19 protein-coding genes and 1 pseudogene are annotated in these 23007 nt (G+C 61.9%); 12 read left to right on the forward strand and 8 right to left on the reverse strand.

From position 1 onward, the window contains the following. The first annotated feature begins 118 nt into the window (after nt 1-118). Nucleotides 119-1393 carry a DUF3422 family protein gene (locus IB264_RS03575; RefSeq protein WP_025426040.1) on the forward strand — a complete coding sequence of 425 codons (1275 nt, stop codon included), beginning with the start codon at nt 119-121 and terminating at the stop codon, nt 1391-1393. A 3-nt stretch (nt 1394-1396) separates the two neighbouring features. Here IB264_RS03575 and IB264_RS03580 read toward each other — a convergent pair whose 3' ends face one another. Continuing rightward, nucleotides 1397-2293 carry a LysR family transcriptional regulator gene (locus tag IB264_RS03580; RefSeq protein ID WP_025426041.1) on the reverse strand — a complete coding sequence of 299 codons (897 nt, stop codon included), beginning with the start codon at nt 2291-2293 and terminating at the stop codon, nt 1397-1399. Between the two features lie 106 nt (nt 2294-2399). On the opposite strand from IB264_RS03580, the gene IB264_RS03585 reads away from it, so the two are divergent. The 4 genes from IB264_RS03585 (at nt 2400) to glcF (ending at nt 6885) form a co-directional block, all read left to right on the forward strand. Beyond that, entirely contained in the window at nt 2400-3839 is a 1440-nt protein-coding gene (locus IB264_RS03585; protein WP_025426042.1) for an FAD-linked oxidase C-terminal domain-containing protein, read from the forward strand. Continuing rightward, complete coding sequence (gene glcE, locus IB264_RS03590; protein ID WP_057211572.1) at nt 3836-5047, forward strand: glycolate oxidase subunit GlcE; 1212 nt, start codon at nt 3836-3838, stop codon at nt 5045-5047. Before IB264_RS03585 ends, glcE begins: the two co-directional genes overlap by 4 nt. 33 nt (nt 5048-5080) lie before the next feature. Beyond that, on the forward strand, nt 5081-5461 hold the full coding sequence (locus IB264_RS03595) for a DUF4870 domain-containing protein (RefSeq protein ID WP_025426044.1): 381 nt from the start codon (nt 5081-5083) through the stop codon (nt 5459-5461). A 128-nt stretch (nt 5462-5589) separates the two neighbouring features. Then, on the forward strand, nt 5590-6885 hold the full coding sequence (glcF, locus tag IB264_RS03600) for a glycolate oxidase subunit GlcF (protein WP_025426045.1): 1296 nt from the start codon (nt 5590-5592) through the stop codon (nt 6883-6885). A gap of 63 nt (nt 6886-6948) precedes the next feature. Here the strand turns inward: glcF and IB264_RS03605 are convergent, their stop codons facing one another. Further along, nucleotides 6949-7644 (reverse strand): L,D-transpeptidase, encoded by a 696-nt coding sequence (locus tag IB264_RS03605; RefSeq protein WP_025426046.1) that lies wholly within the window; start codon nt 7642-7644, stop codon nt 6949-6951. A gap of 191 nt (nt 7645-7835) precedes the next feature. Continuing rightward, complete coding sequence (locus IB264_RS03610; protein ID WP_025426047.1) at nt 7836-8606, reverse strand: L,D-transpeptidase; 771 nt, start codon at nt 8604-8606, stop codon at nt 7836-7838. 251 nt (nt 8607-8857) lie between these two features. On the opposite strand from IB264_RS03610, the gene IB264_RS03615 reads away from it, so the two are divergent. Further along, complete coding sequence (locus tag IB264_RS03615) at nt 8858-9493, forward strand: DNA-3-methyladenine glycosylase I (RefSeq protein WP_025426048.1); 636 nt, start codon at nt 8858-8860, stop codon at nt 9491-9493. 24 nt (nt 9494-9517) lie between these two features. Here IB264_RS03615 and IB264_RS03620 read toward each other — a convergent pair whose 3' ends face one another. After that, entirely contained in the window at nt 9518-9901 is a 384-nt protein-coding gene (locus tag IB264_RS03620) for a DUF305 domain-containing protein (RefSeq protein WP_025426049.1), read from the reverse strand. Nucleotides 9902-10051: 150 nt separating this feature from the next. After that, entirely contained in the window at nt 10052-10420 is a 369-nt protein-coding gene (locus IB264_RS03625) for a hypothetical protein (protein WP_025426050.1), read from the reverse strand. A gap of 173 nt (nt 10421-10593) precedes the next feature. Between IB264_RS03625 and hisS the strand changes: the two genes are divergently transcribed. The 6 genes and pseudogenes from hisS (at nt 10594) to IB264_RS03655 (ending at nt 19304) form a co-directional block, all read left to right on the forward strand. Beyond that, nucleotides 10594-12108, forward strand: a complete 1515-nt coding sequence (gene hisS, locus IB264_RS03630; protein WP_025426051.1) for a histidine--tRNA ligase — start codon at nt 10594-10596, stop codon at nt 12106-12108. A gap of 5 nt (nt 12109-12113) precedes the next feature. Continuing rightward, entirely contained in the window at nt 12114-13256 is a 1143-nt protein-coding gene (locus tag IB264_RS03635) for an ATP phosphoribosyltransferase regulatory subunit (protein ID WP_025426052.1), read from the forward strand. Next, complete coding sequence (gene hisG / locus IB264_RS03640; RefSeq protein WP_025426053.1) at nt 13253-13948, forward strand: ATP phosphoribosyltransferase; 696 nt, start codon at nt 13253-13255, stop codon at nt 13946-13948. The genes IB264_RS03635 and hisG overlap by 4 nt, the downstream gene beginning before the upstream one ends. A 107-nt stretch (nt 13949-14055) precedes the next feature. Further along, nucleotides 14056-14764 (forward strand): annotated as a pseudogene (locus tag IB264_RS03645) (glutathione binding-like protein). 77 nt (nt 14765-14841) lie between these two features. Continuing rightward, a complete protein-coding gene (locus IB264_RS03650; protein WP_038575919.1) occupies nt 14842-16080 on the forward strand; it encodes an NAD(P)/FAD-dependent oxidoreductase in 1239 nt (412 codons plus the stop codon). A 425-nt stretch (nt 16081-16505) separates the two neighbouring features. Then, nucleotides 16506-19304, forward strand: coding sequence for an EAL domain-containing protein (locus IB264_RS03655; RefSeq protein WP_025426055.1), 2799 nt, complete (start codon nt 16506-16508; stop codon nt 19302-19304). A 165-nt stretch (nt 19305-19469) separates the two neighbouring features. Here IB264_RS03655 and IB264_RS03660 read toward each other — a convergent pair whose 3' ends face one another. The 3 genes from IB264_RS03660 to groES form a co-directional block, all read right to left on the reverse strand. Next, the gene (locus IB264_RS03660; RefSeq protein WP_025426056.1) at nt 19470-19916 is read right to left on the reverse strand and encodes a hypothetical protein; all 447 of its coding nucleotides are present in this window, start codon (nt 19914-19916) and stop codon (nt 19470-19472) included. A gap of 765 nt (nt 19917-20681) precedes the next feature. Continuing rightward, nucleotides 20682-22319: a chaperonin GroEL gene (gene groL, locus IB264_RS03665; RefSeq protein ID WP_025426057.1), complete on the reverse strand. Its 1638-nt coding sequence runs from the start codon at nt 22317-22319 to the stop codon at nt 20682-20684. A 62-nt stretch (nt 22320-22381) separates the two neighbouring features. Further along, nucleotides 22382-22678, reverse strand: coding sequence for a co-chaperone GroES (gene groES, locus IB264_RS03670; RefSeq protein ID WP_004675403.1), 297 nt, complete (start codon nt 22676-22678; stop codon nt 22382-22384). Between the last annotated feature and the right edge of the window lie 329 nt (nt 22679-23007).

Consider the following 23007-nt stretch of genomic DNA (forward strand, 5'->3'; position numbering starts at 1 on the left):
TCCTTGTCCACTTTGGCCGCCCTGACAAAAGTCAAACTGCGGCAATGCGTCCTTTTGCTTTTGCTCATTCGGTTGATAAGAGAGTCATGATGAACGCGTGAGGGGGATAAAGCGCTTCATGGCAAAGGGAAGTTTTGCATTTCCGGTCGCGCCGATGCGAGCGCAGGCGCTGGGCGAGGTCCATTCGCGGCCTTACGCCCTGGTGGCGACGCCGCGCGTGATCTTTCAGCTCGCCTTCATGACCGAGGGCGGCTCGATCGTCGACCACGCCGTTCTGTCGGAATTGTCGCGTTCGCGTGGCATTGCGCCGCCTGGACGCGATGCCAACCATCATGCCATGGCCTGGGGGCAGGGCACGCTGCGCTGGGAACGGCATACGGAATTTTCGACCTATTTTTGGGACGGCCCGGCGCCGGAGCATTTCGGTGGCGAGGTGGCGATCCACCCATTCGGCGACGGCTTTTCGCCGCCCGGCTCGCTCATTTCGGGCATCCGCCTCGAGATCCGCGCGGACTCACCGGAGACCCGCGAGGCGATCAAGGCTTTCGACCCGACCAGCCTCTGTTACAGCGAGACGAAGAACGGCCAGGCGATCCTCGTCACTGACTTTCGCCAGAACGGTGACGGTCTGACGCAGATCCTGGTGATCGACCGCGGCATGACCGAGGCCGGCACCGGCGCGTTGATCCAGCGTCTGCTCGATATCGAAACCTATCGGACGCTGGCGATGGTCGGCCTGCCGTTGGCGCAATCACTGTCGCCGGAGATCCGCCGCACCGAAGACGGCCTGACGGCGATCACTCAGCGCATGAAGGAGAACGTCCGCGAAGAGGCGGACGACATGCTGGCGGAGATCACCCGGCTTGCGGCCGATCTGGAGGCGGGTGCTGCACTCAGCCTCTATCGCTTCGGCGCCAGCCGCGCCTATTACGGCATCGTCCAGGAGCGCATCCGCACCCTGGCCGAGACGGCGGTCCCCGGCTACGAGACGATCGGCACCTTTCTCGAGCGTCGGCTGGCGCCGGCAATGCGCACCTGCCAGTCGGTGGAGGAGCGGCAGGCGAACCTGTCGCGCAAGCTCGCCCGCGCCACCGCGCTCCTGCGCAGTTGGGTCGATGTCGAACTGGAGCGGCAGAACAGCGCCCTTTTGAACTCGATGGATCGGCGCGCGAAGTTGCAGCTGCGGCTGCAGCAGACTGTCGAGGGTCTGTCGGTTGCCGCGATCTCCTATTACGTCGTCGGTCTGTTCGGCTATCTCGCCAAGGCGGTCAGCCATGAGCTGCCGATCGATCCCGGTCTGTTGACCGGACTTGCCGTGCCCTTCGCGGTCGCCGGCGTCTGGCTCATCGTTCGCCGCATCCGCCACCATCACGGCGACGGCGAGCACAAATAGCGCCTATCGTTCCCAATAGGGGACAGGCCCGTAGAGGCCGGCGAGATAATCGATGAACAGGCGCACCTTGGCCGGCAGGAACTGGCGGCTCGGGTAGACGGCCGATAGCGTCAGGTTCTTCGAGCCCTCCCATTGCGGCAGCACCTGCACCAGCTGGCCGCTGCGCAGCTCCGGGCCGATATCCCAGGTGGAGCGGAGCGCGATGCCGGCGCCGGCGATCACCGCCGCCCGGACGATTTCAGAGGAATTGGTCACCAGCGGCCCTTCGGGGTGCCAGACGAGCGATCCCTCCGGCCCTTCGAGCTTCCAGTTGTCGTTGTTGTGGGCGGGCAGGCAGAAATGCCGGGCGAGGTCGCCAATCTCGTTCGGGGCGCCGTTGCTGGCAATGTAGTCCGGCGAGGCGCAGAGCAGCCTGCGGACCGGCGCGAGCTTGCGCGCTACCAGGCTCGAATCGGTCAGCTCACCGATGCGCACGGCCATGTCGAAGCCCTCGGCGACGATATCGGTAAAGTCGTCGGTGAGCACGATGTGCAGCTTGAGATCCAGATGGTCCTTCATGAAGCCGGTCAGATGCGGCGCGATATGCATGCGGCCAAAGGAGGTCGGCGCCGAAATGCGAAGCACGCCCTGCGCCTGCGACGAGCGTCCTGAGGCATAGGCTTCCGCCTCTTCGATGCCCGTGAGGATGCCGAGCACGCGGTCGTAGAAGCCCTGGCCCGCCTCGGTTAGCGAGATCTGCCGGGTGGTGCGCTGCAACAGGCGCGTGCCCAGCCGGTCTTCCAGCCGCTTGATCCGTTTGGAGATGACCGCGGGGGAAAATCCGAGCGCCCGCCCTGCTGCCGACATACTGCCGGAGGAAACGACGCGTGCAAAAATCTCAAGATCGCCTAAATTCGTCATCAATCGTTGCCATTGTTTCCGAAATGGAAAAGCTCGATAGCATTTGCGAGGGGGCTATCCTAGTGGTAAAGAAAATGAACCAATTGACATATGGGCGGAGGATTTGATGGCGGAAACGATCGGCTTTCTGCAGCCAAGGCCGGCCGTCATCGCCCGGCGCCGCGAGATCGCTGCTGACCTGGCAGACCTGCTGCCATCAGGCTGCCTCATCAGCGACGAGCGCGGCTTAAAGCCGTTCGAGACCGATGCCTTCATCGCCTATCGCCGCATGCCGCTTGCCGTCGCCCTGCCCGAGACGACCGAACAGGTGGCAGCGGTGCTTAAATATTGCAGCCGCTACGGCATTCCCGTCGTGCCGCGTGGCGCCGGCACCTCTTTGTCCGGCGGCGCCATCCCCCAGGAAGACGCTGTGGTAATCGGCCTCTCGAAGATGTCGCGCATCCTCGATATCGACTTCTTCAACCGCACCGCGACGGTCCAGGCCGGTGTGACCAATCTCAATATTTCCGAAGCCGTTTCCGCCGATGGCTTCTTCTACGCGCCGGATCCGAGTTCGCAGCTTGCCTGCACCATCGGCGGCAATATCGGCATGAATTCCGGCGGCGCCCATTGCCTGAAATACGGCGTCACCACCAACAATCTGCTGGGCGTGAAGATGGTGCTGTTCGACGGCACGATCATTGATCTCGGCGGCAAGGCGTTCGATGCGGCCGGCTACGATCTGCTCGGCCTTGTCTGCGGCTCGGAGGGGCAGCTCGGCATCGTTACCGAGGCAACCGTGCGGCTGATCGCCAAGCCCGAGGGCGCCCGCCCGGTGCTGTTCGGCTTTGCCTCCTCTGAAGCCGCCGGCGCCTGCGTCGCCGACGTCATCGGTTCCGGCATCATCCCCGTCGCCATGGAATTCATGGACAAGCCGGCAATCGAGATCTGCGAAGCCTTTGCCCATGCCGGCTATCCGCTGGATGTGGAGGCGCTACTGATCGTCGAGGTGGAGGGCTCGGAGGCCGAGATGGACGCGATGCTCGCAAGCATCATCGACGTTGCCCGGCGCCACGGCGTTACCACAATCAAGGAAAGCCAATCGGCGCTCGAGGCGGCGCTGATCTGGAAGGGCCGCAAATCGGCGTTCGGCGCAACCGGACGCATCGCCGACTATATCTGCATGGACGGCACCGTGCCGCTCAGCCAGCTTTCCCACGTTCTGCGCCGCACCGGCGAGATCGTCGCTTCCTACGGTCTGCGCGTCGCCAATGTCTTTCACGCCGGCGACGGCAACATGCATCCGCTGATCCTCTACAACATCAACGACCCCGATGATGCGGCACGCGCCGAAAGCGCCGGCAACGACATCCTGAAGCTTTGCGTCGATGCCGGCGGATGCCTGACCGGCGAACATGGCGTCGGTATCGAGAAACGCGATCTCATGCTGCATCAGTTCACCCAGACCGATCTGGACCAGCAGATGGCGGCGCGCGCCGCCTTCGATCCACAATGGATCCTGAACCCGTCCAAGGTCTTTCCGCTCGAAGGACGCCCCGCCGCATGATCGTGCATTTCGAGCCTGCGAGCGAAGAGGGGATCGCAACCGTGGTTCGGGCGATGGCCGCGGAAAGGGCGTCGCTTACCGTCATCGGCGGCGGCACGCGCTCCGGCCTCGGCAACCCCGTGCGCGCCGACCGGGTGCTGTCCACCCGCCGTCTCTCAGGTATTGTCAGCTACAACCCGGCGGAAATGACCGTCAGCGCGCTCGCCGGGACGCCGCTTGCCGAGGTCGAGGCGGCCCTTGCCGAAAACCGGCAGATGCTGTCATTCGAACCGATGGACCACCGCCCGATCTTTGCAACGACCGGCGAACCGACGATCGGCGGGGTTTTCGCGGCCAATGTCTCGGGGCCGAGGCGCCTCATCGCCGGTGCCGCTCGCGACAGCCTGCTCGGCGTCCGTTTCGTCAATGGCAGGGGCGACGCGATCAAGGCTGGCGGCCGGGTGATGAAGAACGTCACCGGCCTCGATCTGGTAAAACTTTTGGCGGGCTCGCACGGAACGCTTGGAATTCTGACCGAGGTGACATTCCGCGTGCTGCCGAAGCCGCCAGCCTGCGAAACCGTCGTGGTCTCGGGCTTGAACGATGCCGAGGCGGCGGCCGTGATGGCAGAAGCCATGGCGCAAACGGTCGAGGTATCAGGTGCGGCGCATCTGGCCGAGAGCGTCCGCGGCCGGTTCATCGCCGGCGGCCTGCCCGATGGCGCAGCAACCGTTCTTCGGCTGGAAGGCTTGCAGGCCTCGGTCTCGATCCGCGCGGAAAAACTGTCGAAGGCGCTCGAAAAGTTCGGTCCGGTATCGCGGCTCGATGCGGAGCAGACGGCGGCGCTCTGGTTGGAGATCCGCGATGTGAAGCCCTATGCAGATGGCACGGATCGCCCGCTCTGGCGTGTCTCGGTTGCGCCTTCGGCCGGCCACCAACTGGTTGCCGCGTTGCGCCTGCAAACGGGTGTCGATGCCTTTTATGACTGGCAGGGCGGACTTGTGTGGCTGCGCATGGAGGCCGATCCGGAGGCGGCGCTGGTGCGCCGCTATATCAAGGCGCTTGGCGGCGGCCATGCGAGCCTCGTTCGCGCAGCTGACGGCTTTCGCGCGACCATTCCATCGTTCGAGCCGCAACCCGCGCCGGTGGCGCTGTTGAGCGAGCGCGTCCGGGAAAAGTTCGATCCACAGCGGATCTTCAATCCGGGCCGGATGCAGGCCGTCTCCTGAGGCACGGGGAAATGACGAGAGAGGGAGGTATCGATGAGTGACAATGGTCCGCAGGCTCCGCCTCCCAGAGAGACCGATCGCTGGCTGGAGCCCGGGAAGGTCAACGTCCAGGTCATTTATGTGCTCTATCTCGTCGCTTTCGCCGTGGGGATCACGTCTGTCATCGGCGTCGTGCTTGCTTATCTCAACCGCGGCAAGGGTGCGCCCTGGGTCCAGACACACTATACTTGGGCGATCCGCACCTTCTGGATTGCGCTGTTGTTCGGTCTCATCTCGGCGCTGCTGATGGTGTTGCTGATCGGGTTTTTAGGGTTTATCGCCACCGCGGTCTGGATCGTCGTGCGCTGTGTCGTCGGCCTGCAACGCGCCGCTCGCGAGGAGCCGATCAGCAATCCGGAAAGCTGGATGATCTAAACCGTGTGGCGCAAAAGTGTGTAGCGGTTTTGCGACAGCGACATGGGAAAACAAGAGCTTGAAATGCGGTAAGCGATCAGAGATCGCAACGCGCGTGAGGGGCAGAGCCCCGATACTGGAGTAGCCGCTTGCAAACGAACTTTACGCCCGCGCAGCTTGCCGATCCGCATGTGGCCGAATCCGAGGCCATCCTGCGCAAATGCGTGCATTGCGGTTTTTGCACCGCCACCTGTCCCACCTATGTGACGCTTGGCGACGAGCTCGATAGCCCGCGTGGCCGCATCTATCTCATCAAGGATATGCTGGAGAACAGTCGGCCGGCCGACACCGAAACCGTGACGCATATCGACCGCTGTCTGTCCTGTCTCGCCTGCACCACCACGTGTCCGTCAGGCGTCGACTACATGCATCTCGTTGATCATGCCCGTGTTCATATAGAGAAGACCTACAAGCGGCCATTGAAGGATAGGCTGGCCCGCGCCGTGCTGGCGCAAGTCCTGCCCTATCCCTCGCGTTTTCGCCTTGCCTTGAAGGCGGCCGCTTTCGGAAGGCCCTTTGCCAGGGTTCTGAAAAAGGTGGCGGCGCTCAAGACCTTCGGAGTGATGCTCGATCTGGCGCCGAAGGCGGTGCCGGAGCCCTCGGCGACCGCGATCACGGGCACCCATGCCGCCAGCGGCAAGCGCGTCGGCCGCGTTGCGCTGCTGAACGGTTGCGCGCAACCGGTACTGAAGCCGGAGATCAACGAGGCAACCATCCGCCTCCTTACCCGTCTCGGCATAGAGGTGGTCGTCTCGGCAGGCGAGGGCTGTTGCGGCGCGCTGGTGCATCACATGGGGCGGGAGGGCCAGGCGCTCGACGCGGCCCGGCGCAATGTCGATGCCTGGCTGAGCGTGGCAGACGAAGGTAGTCTCGATGCGATCATCATCACCGCATCCGGCTGCGGCACGACGATCAAGGATTATGGCCACATGCTGCGCCTCGACCCCGCCTATGCGGAAAAGGCAGCAAGGGTCTCGGCCATGGCGAAGGACATCACCGAATACCTGTCGACTCTGGATCTTCCAGTGCAGGATCCGCGCGGCATGACCGTGACCTATCATTCCGCCTGCTCCATGCAGCACGGCCAGAAGATCACCATGGCGCCGAAGCAACTGTTAAAACAGGCGGGGTTCGTCGTGCGCGATCCCGCAGAAGGCCATCTCTGTTGCGGCTCGGCCGGCACCTACAACATCCTGCAGCCGGAGATCTCGCAGAAGCTCAAGGACCGCAAGGTCAAGAACCTCGCGGCGACGAAGCCCGACGTGATCGCCACCGGCAATATCGGCTGCATCACCCAGATCGCGACCGGCACGGCGATCCCGATCGTCCACACGGTCGAACTGCTCGACTGGGCCTATGGCGGCGCGAAACCGGCTGGATTGTGAAACGAAAAATGCCGGCGCGATGGCGCCGGCATTGGTTTTTCTGGGCTATTTCTGGCGAGCGTATCAGCCGCCAAAGATCTGGCGGAAGATATCGACGCCGCGATCGTTGAAGTAGGTATCGCCGGTCTTGCTGCCGGGTCCGATGACGATCACCTTGGTGCCGACGTCGGCCCGGTCGTAGAGGTGCTCGATGTCGTTATTCATCATGCGGATGCAGCCCGAAGACATATTCTGGCCGATCGTCCACGGCTGGTTGGTGCCGTGGATGCGGAAGATCGTGTCGCGGCCGCCCTTATAGAGATACATGGCACGCGCGCCGAGCGGGTTGTCGATGCCGCCTTCCTGCGTGATCGGCAGGATGCGGCCCTTGGCGGCTTCGCGGCGGCGCATTTCTTCCGGCGGCGTCCAGGTCGGCCATTCAGCCTTGCGGCCCACCTTCACCACGCCTGACCAGCCGAAGCCTTCACGACCGACGCCGATACCGTATCGGGTCGCGCGGTTCGGACCGTCGATGTAGTAGAGAAACTTGTTGTTGGTATCGACAATGATCGTGCCGGGGGCTTCGTCGGTGCTGAAGCGAACCTTGGTGCGCCAGAATTGCTTCGGCGGCTTTTTCTGCGTCGCGACAAGGACGATATCACTGCTCTTGGGAGTGGTTCCGGATGTCGGCGCGGGCGTGAAAGCCTGGGCATTGGCGGCGGCAAGAATAGCGCTGGTCGCGATGGCGATCGCGACCAATTTGCTGGCATGACGTTTCATATACGATTCCCTCTAAGCCCTCGTTACATCAAGGCTATGCAAATTGGCCCGAAGTTCAAGCCCGGGATACATCCGATAGACCGAACATGGTCACGGATTTTGTATCTTTAAGCCCGTCTGTTGCCTGAAGATCACGACCAGGCAACAGCAAAACGTATGGGGAGAGGGAAATATTCTATGTCCGGCGCCAATTATATGACGATAACCTTGGTGCCGACATTCACCCGTTCATAGAGATCGACGACGTCCTCGTTGCGCATGCGGATGCAGCCTGAGGAGACCGCGTAACCGATCGTCCAGGGCGCATTGGTGCCGTGGATGCGGTAAAGCGTCGAGCCGAGATACATGGCGCGTGCGCCAAGCGGATTTTCCGGGCCGCCGTCCATGCGGGCCGGCAGGTAGTGCCCCTTGGCGGCTTCGCGCGAGATCATTTCCGTCGGCGGCGTCCAGCTCGGCCATTCCGCCTTGCGGGTGACCTTATGAGCGCCGGCCCATTCGAACCCCGGCTTGCCGACGCCGACACCGTAGCGCCGTGCCTGACCATTACCGGCGACAAGGTAGAGGAAACGATTGTTGGTATCGATGACGATCGTGCCTGCCTTTTCCTTGCCGTCGTAGGCAACTGTCTGCGGCAGATACTGCGGGTCGAACTTAGACTTGACGGGACGCTGGGCGCGGGTGGCGTTGACCGGTTGTACCAGCGGGGCGCCGACGCGGCGTTTTGCCTGCGGCTTCACGGTCAGGCCCTGATAATACTGTTTTCGGGTGGTGGTCGGTATCTGCTGGCGGTAGATGACCCGGCGCGCCTGTTGCGGCTGGCCGCCGAGCTGCATCACCCACGGGGCGGTCAGGTCTGGGCTGACGATCACCGGCGGCCGGTTCTGGTACCGGTCCTGGGCCTGCGCCTGGCCGGCGACGAGGGTGAGGATGGATGCGGCTACAACAAGGGATTTTTTCAACATCGGACGGACTCGCTACCTTTCGCCGAAACGTATCAAAATGGGGCGCGGCCAGCCGGAGAACGGGTCTCCAGGACGGACGGCATGCGCCTTGGCAATGGGGCGATCGTGTCATCGCGGCGCCACGGAATGGTAAACGGCAGCCCGCGAAAGGGAGGAAGCGCCGATAAAGCTTTGGGTAGGGTTATCCGTCGCTTTAGGAATCTGGTTTGTGAATGGTAAATGCGGAAGAGCACGATGAAACGGGGCTGGTAATGACGACCAAGGGCATAATGATTGGCGAAGACGGCCTTGGGCGTTGCGCCTGGCAGAGCAATCTCGATGACTACAGACGGTATCACGACGAGGAATGGGGGCGGCCGGTTACCGATGACCGGCGCCTCTTCGAGAAGATCTGTCTGGAGGGGTTTCAATCCGGCCTCTCCTGGCTGACGATCCTGCGCAAGCGCGAGGCCTTTCGCGCCGCCTTCGCCGGCTTCGACGTCGATGCGGTTGCCGCCTTCGGCGATGCTGACATCGAGCGCTGCCTTGGCAATACCGGCATCGTGCGCCATCGCGGCAAAATCGTCTCGACCATCAACAACGCCAAGCGCGCCCAGGAGCTTAAAGCCGAGTTTGGTTCGCTTGCTGCCTATTTCTGGTCGCACGAACCCGGCCCGGACGAGCGGCCGGCATTTGTCAGCTATGAAGCGATCGCCGCCAATCCGACGACTCCGACCTCGACGCTGATCTCCAAGGATCTGAAAAAGCGCGGCTGGACCTTCGTCGGCCCGACGACGATCTATGCCTTCATGCAGGCCATGGGGCTTGTCAACGACCACATCGAAGGCTGCCATTGCCGCGCGACGGTCGAGGACATGCGGCGGGCGCTGACGCGCCCGCAACCCTGAATTTGCATCTTTCCAGGAACGGCTTCAGCCACCGTTCTTGGCAAGCCAATCCTTCATCATCTGGATCTCGCCCTCCTGGGCCTTGATGATGTCTTCCGCCAGTTTGCGCAGTTGTTCGTCCTTGCCGTATTCGAGTTCGACCCTGGCCATGCCGATCGCGCCCTGATGATGGGCGATCATGCCCCGCACGAAGTCGACATCGGCGTTGCCGGTAAAGGCGATGTCCATGCCCTTGTGCATGCGGGCGTTGACCTCGGCGAAAGCCTTGCTGGAGGCGGAGGTGTCGCCGGCCGGCGCCGCCGCCTCAGCCGATCCGTGATGCATGCTGCTGCCGTGGTCCTGGGCCATAGCGGGAGCATAAAGTGACGCGATCAGGACTGAGGCTGCTATGATCGTTTTCAAAGACATGATGGTTTCCTTCTTCATCTCATTATCATCTCGCGCGACTGAGGCAGCGCCGTGCAATCGCCGAAATGTCGGCCGGTTGTTGCGGCCGGTCATATGGAATTTCGTTTCGTCAGCGCAGCCGATACACCCGAAGGTGAGCCACGATGACGGTCACACAAGCAGGAACGACTTGGGTGGTGGCGAGCGCGGCCCGATCGTGATCGCGTGCAATGCGGGATATGTCGCTGCCGCCAGACGCGACGATGTCGTGGTCGCCGGATCGAACATCAAGGCAATTGGCTCGATCGCGATGCAGGCCGAACAGGACGAAGGATGCGCCTGTTTTTTCGAGTGGTCCTTGCATGCCCGGATATCTTCGCAGGAGATCGCATGGCCAGCGTGAACGGCTTGCTTTTGCGACGAGTCATGGGCGGCGGTTTGTGCGGCACCGGCCGCCAGGTCCTGGGCCTGCAGCATCGCCGAAGGCGCGCCTGAGAACAGGGCTGCAACGAACAGGAGTATGACGGCGGCAAAACGCATGCCCTTTACTTAGGATGGCCCGTGGCAAAGAGAAGACGTGATCGGCACGCTGCCGGTCCGATCGTTGCCTTCGCGCACGCCTGGAGCCGCTTTGCGCCGTGCTAACCCTTGCCGCCCATGCCTCTATCCGATAGGGAAAGCTCGAAACCCGCTGACAGTCCGGAATGCTCCCCATGACCGAGAAACAAAAGAAACCGCAGAAGCTCAAGGCACGCCTTCCGCGTGGCTTTGTCGACCGTTCGGCCGCCGATATTCGCGCCACCGACGACATGATCGTCAAGATCCGCGAAGTCTATGAGCGTTATGGTTTCGATCCGGTCGAAACGCCGCTGTTCGAATACACCGATGCGCTTGGAAAATTCCTGCCCGACAGCGACCGCCCGAACGAGGGCGTGTTTTCGCTGACGGATGACGACGACCAGTGGATGTCGCTGCGCTACGACCTGACGGCGCCGCTTGCCCGTCACGTCGCCGAGAACTTCAACGAGATCCAGCTTCCCTTCCGCACCTATCGCGCCGGCTACGTTTTCCGCAACGAAAAGCCGGGCCCGGGTCGCTTCCGCCAGTTCATGCAGTTCGATGCCGATACGGTCGGTGCCGCCGGCGTCCAGGCGGATGCCGAAATGTGCATGATGATGGCCGACACGATGGAAGCGCTCGGCATCAAGCGCGGCGACTACGTGATCCGGGTCAACAACCGCAAGGTTCTTGATGGCGTCATGGAGGCGATTGGCCTCGGCGGCGACGACAAGGCGAATGCCCGCCTGACGGTGCTGCGCGCCATCGACAAGCTCGACAAGTTCGGTCCCGAAGGCGTGCGCCTGCTGCTCGGCGAAGGCCGCAAGGACGAGAGCGGCGACTTCACCAAGGGCGCCGGTCTGAACGGCGAGCAGATCGACAAGGTCCTGTTCTTCGTTGGCATCCAGGACTACGCCGAAAGTGCCGCCGAACTCGCAGCGCTCGTTGCCGGCACAGCCAAGGGCGGCGAGGGCGTCGAGGAACTCAACACCATCCGCAGCCTGGTCGTGAGCGCGGGCTACGAGGCCGATCGCATCAAGATCGACCCTTCGGTCGTTCGCGGTCTCGAATATTACACCGGCCCGGTTTTCGAGGCCGAGTTGCAGTTTGCCGTCACCAATGAGAAGGGCGAAAAGGTCGTCTTCGGTTCGGTCGGCGGCGGCGGACGTTACGATGGTCTCGTCTCGCGCTTCATGGGCCAGCCGGTGCCGGCCACCGGTTTCTCGATCGGTGTTTCGCGCCTGATGACCGCGCTCAAGAACCTTGGCAAGCTCGGCACGTCGGACGTCGTGGCACCGGTCGTCGTCTGCGTTATGGACCGTGACATCGACAGCATGGGCCACTACCAGCGCTTCGTGCAGCAGCTCCGCCATGCCGGCATTCGCGCCGAGATGTACCAGGGCAACAAGAAGAACTTCGGCGACCAGCTGAAATACGCCGACCGTCGCGGTGCGCCGCTCGCGATCATTCAGGGCGGCGACGAGCGCGCCGCCGGTCTGGTGCAGATCAAGGATCTGATCGAGGGCAAGCGCTTGTCGGGCGAAATCGAGGACAATGCGGCATGGCGCGAGGCGCGGGTGGCGCAGGTCTCCGTGCCCGCAGGCGACCTTGTCGAAAAGGTGCGTGAAATGCTCGCGGCACAGGCCGAGGACCGGGCAAGGGCAGGCTGACGGCGATGCCTCTGATCAACCTTCCCGCCTTCTCCGCAGATCTGCTTGCCGAGTTCGAAAGTCTCGGCACGCTTCGGGTCGACACACCGGTGATCCAACCGGCGGAGCCGTTTCTCGCCATGGCTGGCGAGGATCTTCGCCGCCGCATCTTCATGACCGAGAGTGAGACCGGAGAGAGCCTCTGTCTGCGGCCGGAATTCACCATCCCCGTCTGCCTTCGCCACATCGAAACGGCAACCGGCACGCCCAAGCGTTATGCCTATCTCGGCGAAGTGTTTCGTCAGCGCCGCGAAGGCGGCAACGAATTCTATCAGGCCGGCATCGAAGATCTCGGTGATACCGATATCGCCGCCTCCGACGCGCGTGCGGTCGGCAATGCCATGCGGGTGGTTGCCAATCGTCTTCCTGGCCGGCGCCTGGCGGTCACGCTCGGCGACCAGTCGGTCTTCGAAGCGGTCGTCGGTGCCTGTGGCCTGCCGGGCGGCTGGCAGAAGCGGCTGATCCATGCCTTCGGCGACCAGAAGCACCTGCAGAAGCTGCTTGCCGAGCTTGCCGATCCAAAGGCTGCCGGCGTCTTTGGCCCCGAGGTCGAGCGGCTGGCGATCGCCGGCATGCTCGATGACGAGGTGCGGCTTGTCGCCCATATCGGCGAAACCATGGAGGCGACGGGCTACTCCACCAATGCCAGCCGCTCGCCGCAGGACATCGCCCGCCGCCTGAAGGAAAAGATGGAACTGGCGAATACCCGGCTCGATCCGGAAACGCTGGATCTCGTGCGTGAATTCCTGGCGCTCGACATGCCGCTTGCCGAAGCGCCTGCCGCACTCTTCCGCTTTGCCGAGAAGACCGGATTGACGCTCGATGGAGCGCTGGCGCGTTTTGACGCGCGCGTGGCGGCGCTTGCCGGCATCGGCGCCGATGTCGATGTCATTCGCTATCGTGCCGCCTTCGGCCGCCCGCTCGACTATTATACCGGCCTCGTCTTCGAAGTCGAAGTCGAGGGGACACCGGCGGTGCTTGCCGGTGGCGGGCGCTTCGACCGGCTCCTAACCCTGCTTGGCGCGCGCGAACATATTCCCGCCGTCGGCTTCTCGCTCTGGCTCGACCGGATCGAAGCGGCGATCGCCGCCAGCGGAGGTGCCGCATGACCATCACCATCGCATTGCCGTCCAAGGGGCGGATGAAGGACGACGCCTCGGCGATCTTCGAGCGCGCCGGCATGAAGATCGTCGCCGTCGGCAATGACCGCTCCTATCGCGGCCGTGTCGAAGGCTGGGACGATGTCGAGATCGCCTTCCTGTCGGCCTCGGAGATTTCGCGCGAGCTCGGCAACGGCTCGATCGATTTCGGCGTCACCGGAGAAGACCTTGTGCGCGAGGGGCTTGCCAATGCCGACGCTCGCGTCGAGTTCTGCGCCCGCCTCGGCTTCGGCCATGCCGATGTCGTCGTCGCCGTTCCGGAGATCTGGTACGACGTCGACACCATGGCCGACCTCGGCGACGTCGCCGCCGACTTCCGCGCCCGCCACGGGCGGCGGCTGGCGATTGCCACCAAATACTGGCGGCTGACGCAGAACCACTTTTCCGGCAGCCACGGCATCCAGCTCTACCACATCGTCGAAAGCCTCGGAGCGACCGAGGGTGCGCCGGCCTCCGGCTCTGCCGACATCATCGTCGACATCACCTCGACCGGTTCGACCCTGCATGCCAACCACCTGAAGACCCTTGCCGACGGCGTCATACTGCGGTCGGAGGCCTGCCTGGTGCGTGCACGCAAGCCGGCGCATGACGGCGACCCGATCGTCGGTCGCATTCTCTCGGCGGTGCGCGACGCGCTTTGAAACTTAAGAACCGCCGCTCAGGCGCTCTGCCGGGCGCAGCGCAGGTTGGTATCTGCGCGGCGCAAGCGGCGGGTGCCGTTCGCGCCATTCGTTTCGAGGAGCATTCCATGGCCGACCTTTCCGCCTTTCCGATCACCAAGCGCTGGCCTGCGAAGAACCCGGACATCGTCCCAGCTCTATTCCTTGCCGACGCCGAACGGCGTGAAGATCTCCATTGTGCTCGAAGAACTGGGATTGCCCTACGAGGCGCACCGGATCTCGTTCGACACCAACGACCAGAAATCGGCGGAATTCCTGTCGCTCAACCCCAATGGCCGCATTCCGGCGATCATCGATCCGCACGGCCCTGGCGGCAAGGCGATCGGGTTGTTCGAGTCTGGGGCGATCCTTCTCTATCTCGCGGAAAAGACAGGGAAACTTCTGCCTTCGGATGCGGCCGCGCGTTATGAAGCGATCTGCTGGGTGATGTTCCAGATGGGCGGCGTCGGCCCGATGCTCGGCCAGTTCGGTCACTTCTTCAAATTCGCTGCCGACAAGGTCGCCAACAACATCTATCCGGTGGAGCGCTACCGCGACGAATCGAAACGGCTGCTGGGCGTGCTGGAGGGGCGGCTCCAGGGGCGGTAATGGCTGATGGGCGATGAGTATACGATCGCCGACATCGCCACCTATCCCTGGGTCGAAGGTGCGCGCAAATTCTATGGCGGCGCCGATGTGCTCGACTACAAGAGCTTCCCGAATGTGATGGCCTGGGTCGACCGAGGACTGGCGCGTCCGGCAGCGCAAAAGGGCATGGAGATCCCGGCCAAGGGCTGACGATCGGCCGGCGTGGCCGTCGTTCGAGTTGACGAGGCTCGGGCGGAAAGGCTACGCCTTGTTGTACAAACGAATAAATGACGGGTGAGAGCGTGTCCGGAAAGCTTGTTGTTATCGGTGGCGGTCAGGCCGCCTTTGCGTTGGTCGCCAAACTGCGGGCGTTGAAGGACGAAAGACCGATCACCATCGTCGCGTCCGAGGCAAGCCTGCCCTATCAGCGTCCGCCACTTTCCAAGAAATACCTGCTTCGCGAGATGAGCCTTGATCGACTGCTTTATCGGGCGGAAGCCTGGTACGGCGAGCATGATGTCGACATCAGGCTGTCGACCACGGTGACGGATCTCGACCGAGATGCCAGCCGCGTGATGCTGAGCGACGGCACGTCGCTCGACTATGAGACGCTCGCGTTTGCAACCGGCGCCACCCCCCGTCGGTTGCCAGCCTCGGTCGGCGGCGATCTCGACGGCGTTTTCACCGTCCGCGACTTCAGGGATGCCGATCTGCTGGCTGAAGAGATGAAGCCGGGCAGGCGGGCGCTCGTCGTCGGCGGCGGCTATATCGGCCTTGAGGCCGCGGCCGTTGCACGAACGCTCGGGCTTGAGGTGACGGTCATCGAGATGGCCGACCGCATCCTGCAACGCGTCGCCTCCGCGGCGACGTCAGGCATCGTTCGAGAAATCCATCGATCGCGCGGTGTCGATATTCGCGAGGGAACAGGGCTCAACCGGCTGGTTGGCGAGAATGGCCGCGTTACCGGCGTCGAGCTTTCCGACGGGTCGGTGCTTCCGGTCGACCTCGTCATCGTCGGTATCGGCGTGACCGCCAACGACCACCTGGCGCACGACGCCGGTCTTGAAACCGCCGGCGGCATCGTCGTCGACAGCCACGGCCGCACCTCCGACCCGGCGATTTTCGCGATGGGCGATTGCGCCGTTCAGCCCTGGGGCAACATGCGCATCCGCCTCGAATCGGTTCAGAACGCCGTGGATCAGGCCGAGGCTGTTGCCGCCGTCATTGCCGGCGGTGTCGAGCCTTATGCGCCCAAGCCCTGGTTCTGGTCGGACCAGTACGATGTGAAGTTGCAGATCGCCGGCTTTGGCCTCGGCCACGACGAAACCATCGTTCGCCCCGGCCAGCGCGAGGGCAGCGTTTCGGTCTGGTATTTCCGCGAGGGCAAGCTTCTGGCCGTCGACGCGATCAACGACGCCAAGGCCTATGTCACCGGCAAGAAGCTGCTGGAGACGGGTATTCATCCGGACAGGGCCGTCATTGCCGATCCGCAATCGGATCTGAAGGCGCTTCTGGCCCAGGCTTAGAGCCTGTCGCGCAAAAGTGCGTAGCGGATTTGCGACATCGACAGGCGAAAACAGGGGCTTGAAGCGCACCAAGCGAATTCTACAGCGCCGCGCGTCTTATTAGACGCGCAAAGGTCGCTGTAGCACTTTGAATTGCTGCATGTTTTTATCCTTATATCGAAGACGATTTAAGGAAACATGCAGTAGAGACCCCGATGCGCTTTAGCGGTGTGACCGTCACAGCGTCATTGGGCCGCTTCGAAATCTTTAACTACAAGGCGTTGGCATTTCAGCCTTCGTTAAGGACGAAAGCAACGTCCTGTTTCGAAACGGACGTTGCGACCTGACTTTTCACAATTCCTTAAACGGCACGACGCCAACAGAAGCGATGAACCGGAAGTGGGCGTTCCATTTCCGGACCAGAAATTTCATTTAGGCGTTTGGCGATGTTCAAGGTTCTTACATGCCTCGTGGTCGAGCATGACCCAAAGCTGGTCGTGCTCGCCGCCCTCATCTGCTTCCTGTCGAGCTACGGTGCCGTGACCTTGCTTCAGCGAGGACGCGCATCCGCAGGCAAGGCGCGGGCGATATGGGCCGTGGCTGCCGGCATCGCCAGTGGCTTCGGCATCTGGGCGACCCACTTCATCGCCATGCTTGCCTACGACCCAGGCGTCGTGCTCGGCTATCAGATCGATCTGACGGCCCTGTCGCTTGCCGTCGCGGTCGTTCTGACGACGATGGCACTGCTGATTGCGACCTATGCGCAGGGACCTGTCGCCTGGATCGCCGGCGGCATCGTCCTCGGTTTCGGCGTCGCCTGCATGCACTTCCTCGGCATGGCGGCGCTCGATGTTCCAGGTACCATCCGCTGGGACTGGACGCTCGTCGTCGCCTCCGTCTTTGCCGGCTCCCTGTTCGATATCGGCGCCTTGCGGGCCATCACACACATCGATCGGCCGTTGAAAGCCAAAATTCTGGCGACGCTGTTCATGACGCTCGGTATCGTCGCCTTGCACTTCACGGCGATGGGTGCGGTGACGATCGAAGCCGATTTGCTGCTGCCGTCGCCCGAGGGGATGATACAGCCGCATTTTCTTGCTTTCGTCATCGCCGGAACCGCTTTCTTCCTGCTAACCATGGTCTTGCTTGCCGCAGGCTTTGCGCACCATGCCGAGCTTTCCGCCGCCGCCTCCGAGCGCGAATTCGCCCGCTTCGTGAAAAGCGTCAAGGACTACGCCATCTACATGCTCGACGCAAAAGGCCGCGTCGCGAGCTGGAATGCCGGAGCCGAAGCCAACAAGGGCTATACTGCCGACGAAATCGTCGGCAAGAGTTTCGGATGCTTCTATTCTCCCGAGGATCAGCGGGCAGGCGTACCGCAACAGGCGCTCGACGAAGCCTATGCCAACGGCAAGTTCGAGTGTGTAGGCTGGCGCTATCGCAGGGATGGCACGCGCTTCTGGGCGCATGTCGTGATCGACCCGTTCCTGCATGAGGATGGCACGCATGCGGGCTTCATCAAGATCGTCAAGGACATCACCAAGGAAAAGGTCGACGCCGACCGCATCGCCGAAGTGAGCAAGAATCTCGACATTGCGCTTGAGAACATGTCGCAGGGCATCTGCCTCTTCGACAGCGGCGACCGCCTGCTGCTATCCAACCGGCGCTGCCGCGAGATCTTCGGCTTCTCGGAGACGCTGGCCGGAAAGGGCCTGACGTTCCGCCAGATCCTCGACGAGGTTTTTGCCCGAACCTATTCCGATCCGGTCATCGCCCGGGCGAAATCGGAAGAACTCTATCAGAGGCACCGCGTCGACATGGTCGGCAAGGGCGGTGGCGACATCGTCGAAAAGCTGCCGAACGGTCGCTCGATCCTGACCAAGCACCGCACCCTCGCGGATGGCGGCTGGGTCAGCACCTACGAGGACATCACCGAGCGCCTGGACAGCGAGGAGCAGATTTCGTTCCTCGCTCGCCATGACAGCCTGACGGGCCTCCCGAACCGGCTGCAGTTCAGCAGCTATCTAGAGGAGGAACTCGATGCGGCCGCCTGGTTCTCGCGCAAGGTCGCGGTGATCGGTCTCGACCTCAATAAGTTCAAGGAAGTCAACGACCTGCATGGCCATGCTGCCGGCGATTTCGTGTTGGTGACGATTGCCCAGCGGATGAAGTCGCTGTTGCAGGAGGGCGAGTTCGTGGCCCGCTTCGGCGGCGACGAGTTCGCGGCCGTCAAGCGCTTCGAGGAATTGTCCGAACTCAACGACTTCCTCCGCCGCATCGAGAAAAGCCTGCATGAAGAAATGCGCTTCGGCGACTTCGAGTTGAAGTCCGGTGGCAGCATGGGTGTCGCGATCTATCCGCAGGACGCCGAGACGGCCGACACGCTGATCAACAATGCCGACCTTGCGATGTACCGCGCCAAGGCCGCGCTGAACCAGAGCGTCTGCTTCTACGAAGTGTCGATGGATGAGGCTGCACGCCAGCGCCGCAGCCTTGCCAACGATCTGTGGGATGCGATCGAGAAGAATCAGTTGGCGTTGCACTACCAGGTCCAGAAGTCGGTGATGTCAGGTGACGTCATCGGTTATGAGGTGCTTCTGCGCTGGCACCATCCCGAGCGCGGTATGGTGCCTCCGAACGAGTTCATTCCGCTGGCGGAAGAATGCGGCGCGATCCTGCCGATCGGCGAATGGGTTCTGCGCGAGGCCTGCCGCGAAGCCGCGGGCTGGCAGAGCACCCACAAGATCGCCGTCAATCTTTCGCCGGTGCAGCTTGCCAATGGTGACATCGTCAGCCTGGTCGAGGACGTGATTTCCGAGACCGGGCTCGACCCGAAGCGGCTGGAACTCGAAATCACGGAATCGACGATCATCGACGACAAGGAGCGCGCGCTCCTGACCCTTCGCCAGATCAAGGAGCTTGGGGTCACCATCGCGATCGACGACTTCGGCACCGGCTATTCGTCGCTCGAGACGCTGCGGTCCTTCCCGTTCGACAAGATCAAGCTCGACAAGAGCTTCATGTGGGAGGTGGAAGCAAGTCCGCAGGCAAAGGCGATCGTGCGCGCCATCCTCGCACTCGGGCAGAGCCTCTCGGTTCCTGTTCTCGCCGAAGGCGTCGAGACGCAGACGCAGCTCGATATCCTGCAGGCGGAAGGCTGTGACGAAGCGCAGGGTTACCTGCTCGGCAGACCAGCACCGATCTCAAGTCTCGCCATGGGCAAGGTGAAAGTGGCGGCCGCCTGACGGTCGCCGCCGCCTGCACGACACGGCGGCCCGGCAAACATCATTGAGGCTATTTCCAGGAAAAGTGCGATGCGATTTTCCACCAGGAAACGCGTAAAGACAACGAGCTGGAACGCTTTTGGGACTCTGTTTAAGCGCGGAAGCGCTCTGTAGGCGGGAATGCACCTACTGGCGCAGAAGCATCTTTCCCGCACCTTCGACAAGGAAGCGCGGGAAGAAGAAGATGCCGTGGATCGTACCGGAATAGCGTTCTTCGAGGCCCGAGGATTCGCCGATGCAGAACACCGGCTGCTTGTGGCCGGATTCGAGGCTGATCGTCGTCGAGAAGCAGAAGGACGAACACGTGGTTGCCGCCTGCTCAAAAAGCTCGAGCACGTGGTTGCGGTCGGCGAGGTCGTAGCAGCGCACGAAATTGAGCAGCCCGCATTCGCTCTCGTTGAGACCGTGGATCGCGGACGCCTTCTCGCCAAGCCGGAACAGGCCCGTCGACAGGTCGCCCGACCAACCTTCGGAAACGCAGAACTGTTCCAGGAATTCCTGATGCGGGAGACCGGAATGCATCTGTCCCGGAACACCGAGGGGAACTGAATTTGTTCTCGTGATCTTAAACACGGTCTACCCCAGCACGACCCCTGGCGAATGTCGTCTTCCCACCAGGCAGGCCCATCCCCAATATACAACCCTCGCCAGCCATCGACCCATAGCAGGAAGAACACGCACGATAGTCGGTTGCGTCTTTCTGTACGGAAAGGTCACGAAACTGTGACGTAGCTCGCCAAGCGAAATGATTTCGCAGGAAAGGCCGGCTTAATTTGCGATGAAATACTTATATGCTTTGCGTGATGTTCTCAAAGAGAGCTTGGACACACAGTTAATATGAAAAGTTTGAGCGATTTTTCGCTCGCTTTAGGCCCACCATCCAGTCTCTCGTGAATCTCTGTCCACTTGGGGCGGTGTTATAGTTCGTTTTTTCTCGACTTCAACGCTTTTTTAGTGCCGCCGCAGCTACCGGGTAATTTTTCCTGCGGACAGCTTTGACGTGCACGTTAGATGCAACCGCAGGATTATCGCAAAAACGAGAAAGGGCGACCCGAGGGTCGCCCTTTCCGATCCGAATGGATCATCGTGGATCTGCTTGAACAGGTCCGCGATAAGGCTGGCGCCCTATCACATCATGTCCATGCTGCCCGTTCAGCGCGCTTGACGCGCTGAACCGCTCTTAGTGCATGGGCAAAGCTTTATGGACAATGCTGCGATTGGGCTGGCGCCCTATCACATCATGTCCATGCCGCCCGTTCAGCGCGCTTGACGCGCTGAACTGCTCTTGGTGCATGGGCGAAGCTCTATGGACAATGCTGCGATTGGGCTGGCGCCCTATCACATCATGTCCATGCCGCCCATGCCGCCCATGCCGCCCGGCATCGCCGGCGAGTCCTTCTTCGGCAGTTCGGCGATCATGGCTTCCGTCGTAACGAGAAGGCCAGCAACCGAAGCCGCGTCCTGAAGGGCGGTGCGAACAACCTTGACCGGGTCGATGATGCCCATGGCAATCATGTCGCCATATTCGCCGGTCTGGGCGTTGTAGCCGAAGTTGTCCTGGTCCTTGTCGAGGATCTTGCCGACAACGATCGAAGCTTCGTCACCAGCGTTCTCAGCGATCTGGCGGGCCGGAGCCTGCAGAGCGCGACGAACGATGTTGATGCCGGCTTCCTGGTCGTCGTTCACACCCTTGACGGTGATCTTGACGGAAGAACGCAGCAGGGCAACGCCGCCGCCCGGTACGATGCCTTCCTGAACAGCAGCGCGCGTCGCGTTGAGAGCGTCGTCGATGCGGTCCTTCTTTTCCTTCACTTCAACTTCCGTCGAGCCGCCAACGCGGATTACGGCAACGCCGCCAGCGAGCTTGGCAAGACGTTCCTGCAGCTTTTCGCGGTCGTAGTCAGAAGTGGTTTCTTCGATCTGAGCCTTGATCTGCGAAACGCGGCCTTCGATGTCGCTCTTCTGGCCAGCACCGTCGACGATCGTGGTGTTTTCCTTGGAGATCGAAACCTTCTTCGCACGGCCGAGCATGTCGAGCGTGACGTTTTCGAGCTTGATGCCGAGGTCTTCGGAGATCACGGTACCACCGGTCAGGATGGCGATGTCTTCGAGCATGGCCTTGCGGCGATCGCCGAAGCCCGGAGCCTTGACGGCAGCGATCTTCAGGCCGCCACGCAGCTTGTTGACGACGAGCGTAGCAAGAGCTTCGCCTTCGACGTCTTCAGCGATGATGAGGAGCGGCTTGCCGGTCTGAACGACAGCTTCGAGAACCGGGAGCATGGCCTGGAGGTTCGAGAGCTTCTTCTCGTGGAGGAGAACGAAGACGTCGTCGAGGTCAGCGACCATCTTTTCCGGGTTGGTGACGAAGTAGGGGCTGAGGTAGCCACGGTCGAACTGCATGCCTTCGACGACTTCGAGTTCGGTTTCGGCGGTCTTGGCTTCTTCAACCGTGATGACGCCTTCGTTGCCGACCTTCTGCATCGCTTCTGCGATGTCGAGGCCGATCTGACGCTCGCCGTTTGCCGAGATCGTGCCGACCTGTGCGACTTCTTCCGAAGTGTTGATCTTCTTGGCCTTGGCCTGGAGATCCTTGACGACTTCGGTGACAGCGAGGTCGATGCCGCGCTTCAGGTCCATCGGGTTCATGCCGGCAGCAACAGCCTTGGCGCCTTCGCGAACGATCGCCTGGGCCAGAACGGTTGCAGTCGTGGTGCCGTCGCCGGCGATGTCGTTGGTCTTCGAAGCAACTTCGCGGACCATCTGGGCGCCCATGTTTTCGAACTTGTCTTCAAGTTCGATTTCCTTGGCAACTGATACGCCGTCCTTGGTGATGCGCGGAGCGCCGAAGGACTTGTCGATGATGACGTTACGGCCCTTCGGGCCGAGCGTGACCTTTACGGCGTCAGCGAGGATATCGACGCCACGCAGCATCTTTTCGCGCGCGGTGCGGCCGAATTTGATTTCTTTTGCAGCCATTTGAGAAAACTCCCGGGCTCATTGCCCATTGGTTGTCATGAAAAGGTGTGGACGACGGCAGATCAGCCGATGATGCCCATGATGTCGGCTTCCTTCATGATGAGAAGGTCTTCGCCGTTGATCTTGACTTCGGTGCCCGACCACTTGCCGAACAGAACGCGGTCGCCAGCCTTGACGTCGAGAGCAACAACCTTGCCGCTTTCGTCACGGGCGCCCGAGCCAACAGCGACGATTTCGCCTTCCTGCGGCTTTTCCTTAGCGGTGTCCGGAATGATGATGCCGCCCTTGGTCTTTTCCTCAGACTCGACGCGGCGGACGACAACGCGGTCGTGCAGCGGGCGGAAATTGGTGCTTGCCATTAGTCTAATCCCTCGATCAAATGACACTACGGATCGCTCAACGACCCGATGGATGGGTGTTAGCACTCTCTTTTGTCGAGTGCTAGCGAGGCCGAGATAAGGCTGGGTCCGGGACGAGTCAAGGATTGGCCGTTCAAAAAATTTCAGGCGACATGATTATCGGCGGCTGATGACAGGCAACGAACGGCGGCCGGGCCGGAACGTTTGCCTGCCTATTGCATGAAGCGGTCGGAATTTGGGCAGATCCGATATCGAGGATTTGCCTGGTCTCGCTGCCCGATCCGGTTGTTATCATGAGCCTCGGGGTCGGCAGGCCCTGACGCTGATGT

The sequence above is a fragment of the Ensifer sp. ENS11 genome, assembly GCF_014851895.1.
GTDB lineage: Bacteria > Pseudomonadota > Alphaproteobacteria > Rhizobiales > Rhizobiaceae > Ensifer > Ensifer canadensis.

Bases quoted from the DNA above. Each gene is read 5' to 3' on its own strand.
- groL (WP_025426057.1), bottom strand. From the start codon at position 22,319: ATGGCTGCAAAAGAAATCAAATTCGGCCGCACCGCGCGCGAAAAGATG.
- IB264_RS03635 (WP_025426052.1), top strand. From the start codon at position 12,114: ATGCCTCTGATCAACCTTCCCGCCTTCTCCGCAGATCTGCTTGCCGAG.
- IB264_RS03585 (WP_025426042.1), top strand. From the start codon at position 2,400: ATGGCGGAAACGATCGGCTTTCTGCAGCCAAGGCCGGCCGTCATCGCC.
- IB264_RS03610 (WP_025426047.1), bottom strand. From the start codon at position 8,606: ATGTTGAAAAAATCCCTTGTTGTAGCCGCATCCATCCTCACCCTCGTC.
- hisG (WP_025426053.1), top strand. From the start codon at position 13,253: ATGACCATCACCATCGCATTGCCGTCCAAGGGGCGGATGAAGGACGAC.
- IB264_RS03620 (WP_025426049.1), bottom strand. From the start codon at position 9,901: ATGTCTTTGAAAACGATCATAGCAGCCTCAGTCCTGATCGCGTCACTT.
- hisS (WP_025426051.1), top strand. From the start codon at position 10,594: ATGACCGAGAAACAAAAGAAACCGCAGAAGCTCAAGGCACGCCTTCCG.
- IB264_RS03575 (WP_025426040.1), top strand. From the start codon at position 119: ATGGCAAAGGGAAGTTTTGCATTTCCGGTCGCGCCGATGCGAGCGCAG.
- IB264_RS03595 (WP_025426044.1), top strand. From the start codon at position 5,081: ATGAGTGACAATGGTCCGCAGGCTCCGCCTCCCAGAGAGACCGATCGC.
- IB264_RS03650 (WP_038575919.1), top strand. From the start codon at position 14,842: ATGACGGGTGAGAGCGTGTCCGGAAAGCTTGTTGTTATCGGTGGCGGT.
- IB264_RS03605 (WP_025426046.1), bottom strand. From the start codon at position 7,644: ATGAAACGTCATGCCAGCAAATTGGTCGCGATCGCCATCGCGACCAGC.
- IB264_RS03615 (WP_025426048.1), top strand. From the start codon at position 8,858: ATGACGACCAAGGGCATAATGATTGGCGAAGACGGCCTTGGGCGTTGC.
- IB264_RS03580 (WP_025426041.1), bottom strand. From the start codon at position 2,293: ATGACGAATTTAGGCGATCTTGAGATTTTTGCACGCGTCGTTTCCTCC.
- IB264_RS03625 (WP_025426050.1), bottom strand. From the start codon at position 10,420: ATGCGTTTTGCCGCCGTCATACTCCTGTTCGTTGCAGCCCTGTTCTCA.
- glcE (WP_057211572.1), top strand. From the start codon at position 3,836: ATGATCGTGCATTTCGAGCCTGCGAGCGAAGAGGGGATCGCAACCGTG.
- groES (WP_004675403.1), bottom strand. From the start codon at position 22,678: ATGGCAAGCACCAATTTCCGCCCGCTGCACGACCGCGTTGTCGTCCGC.
- IB264_RS03655 (WP_025426055.1), top strand. From the start codon at position 16,506: ATGTTCAAGGTTCTTACATGCCTCGTGGTCGAGCATGACCCAAAGCTG.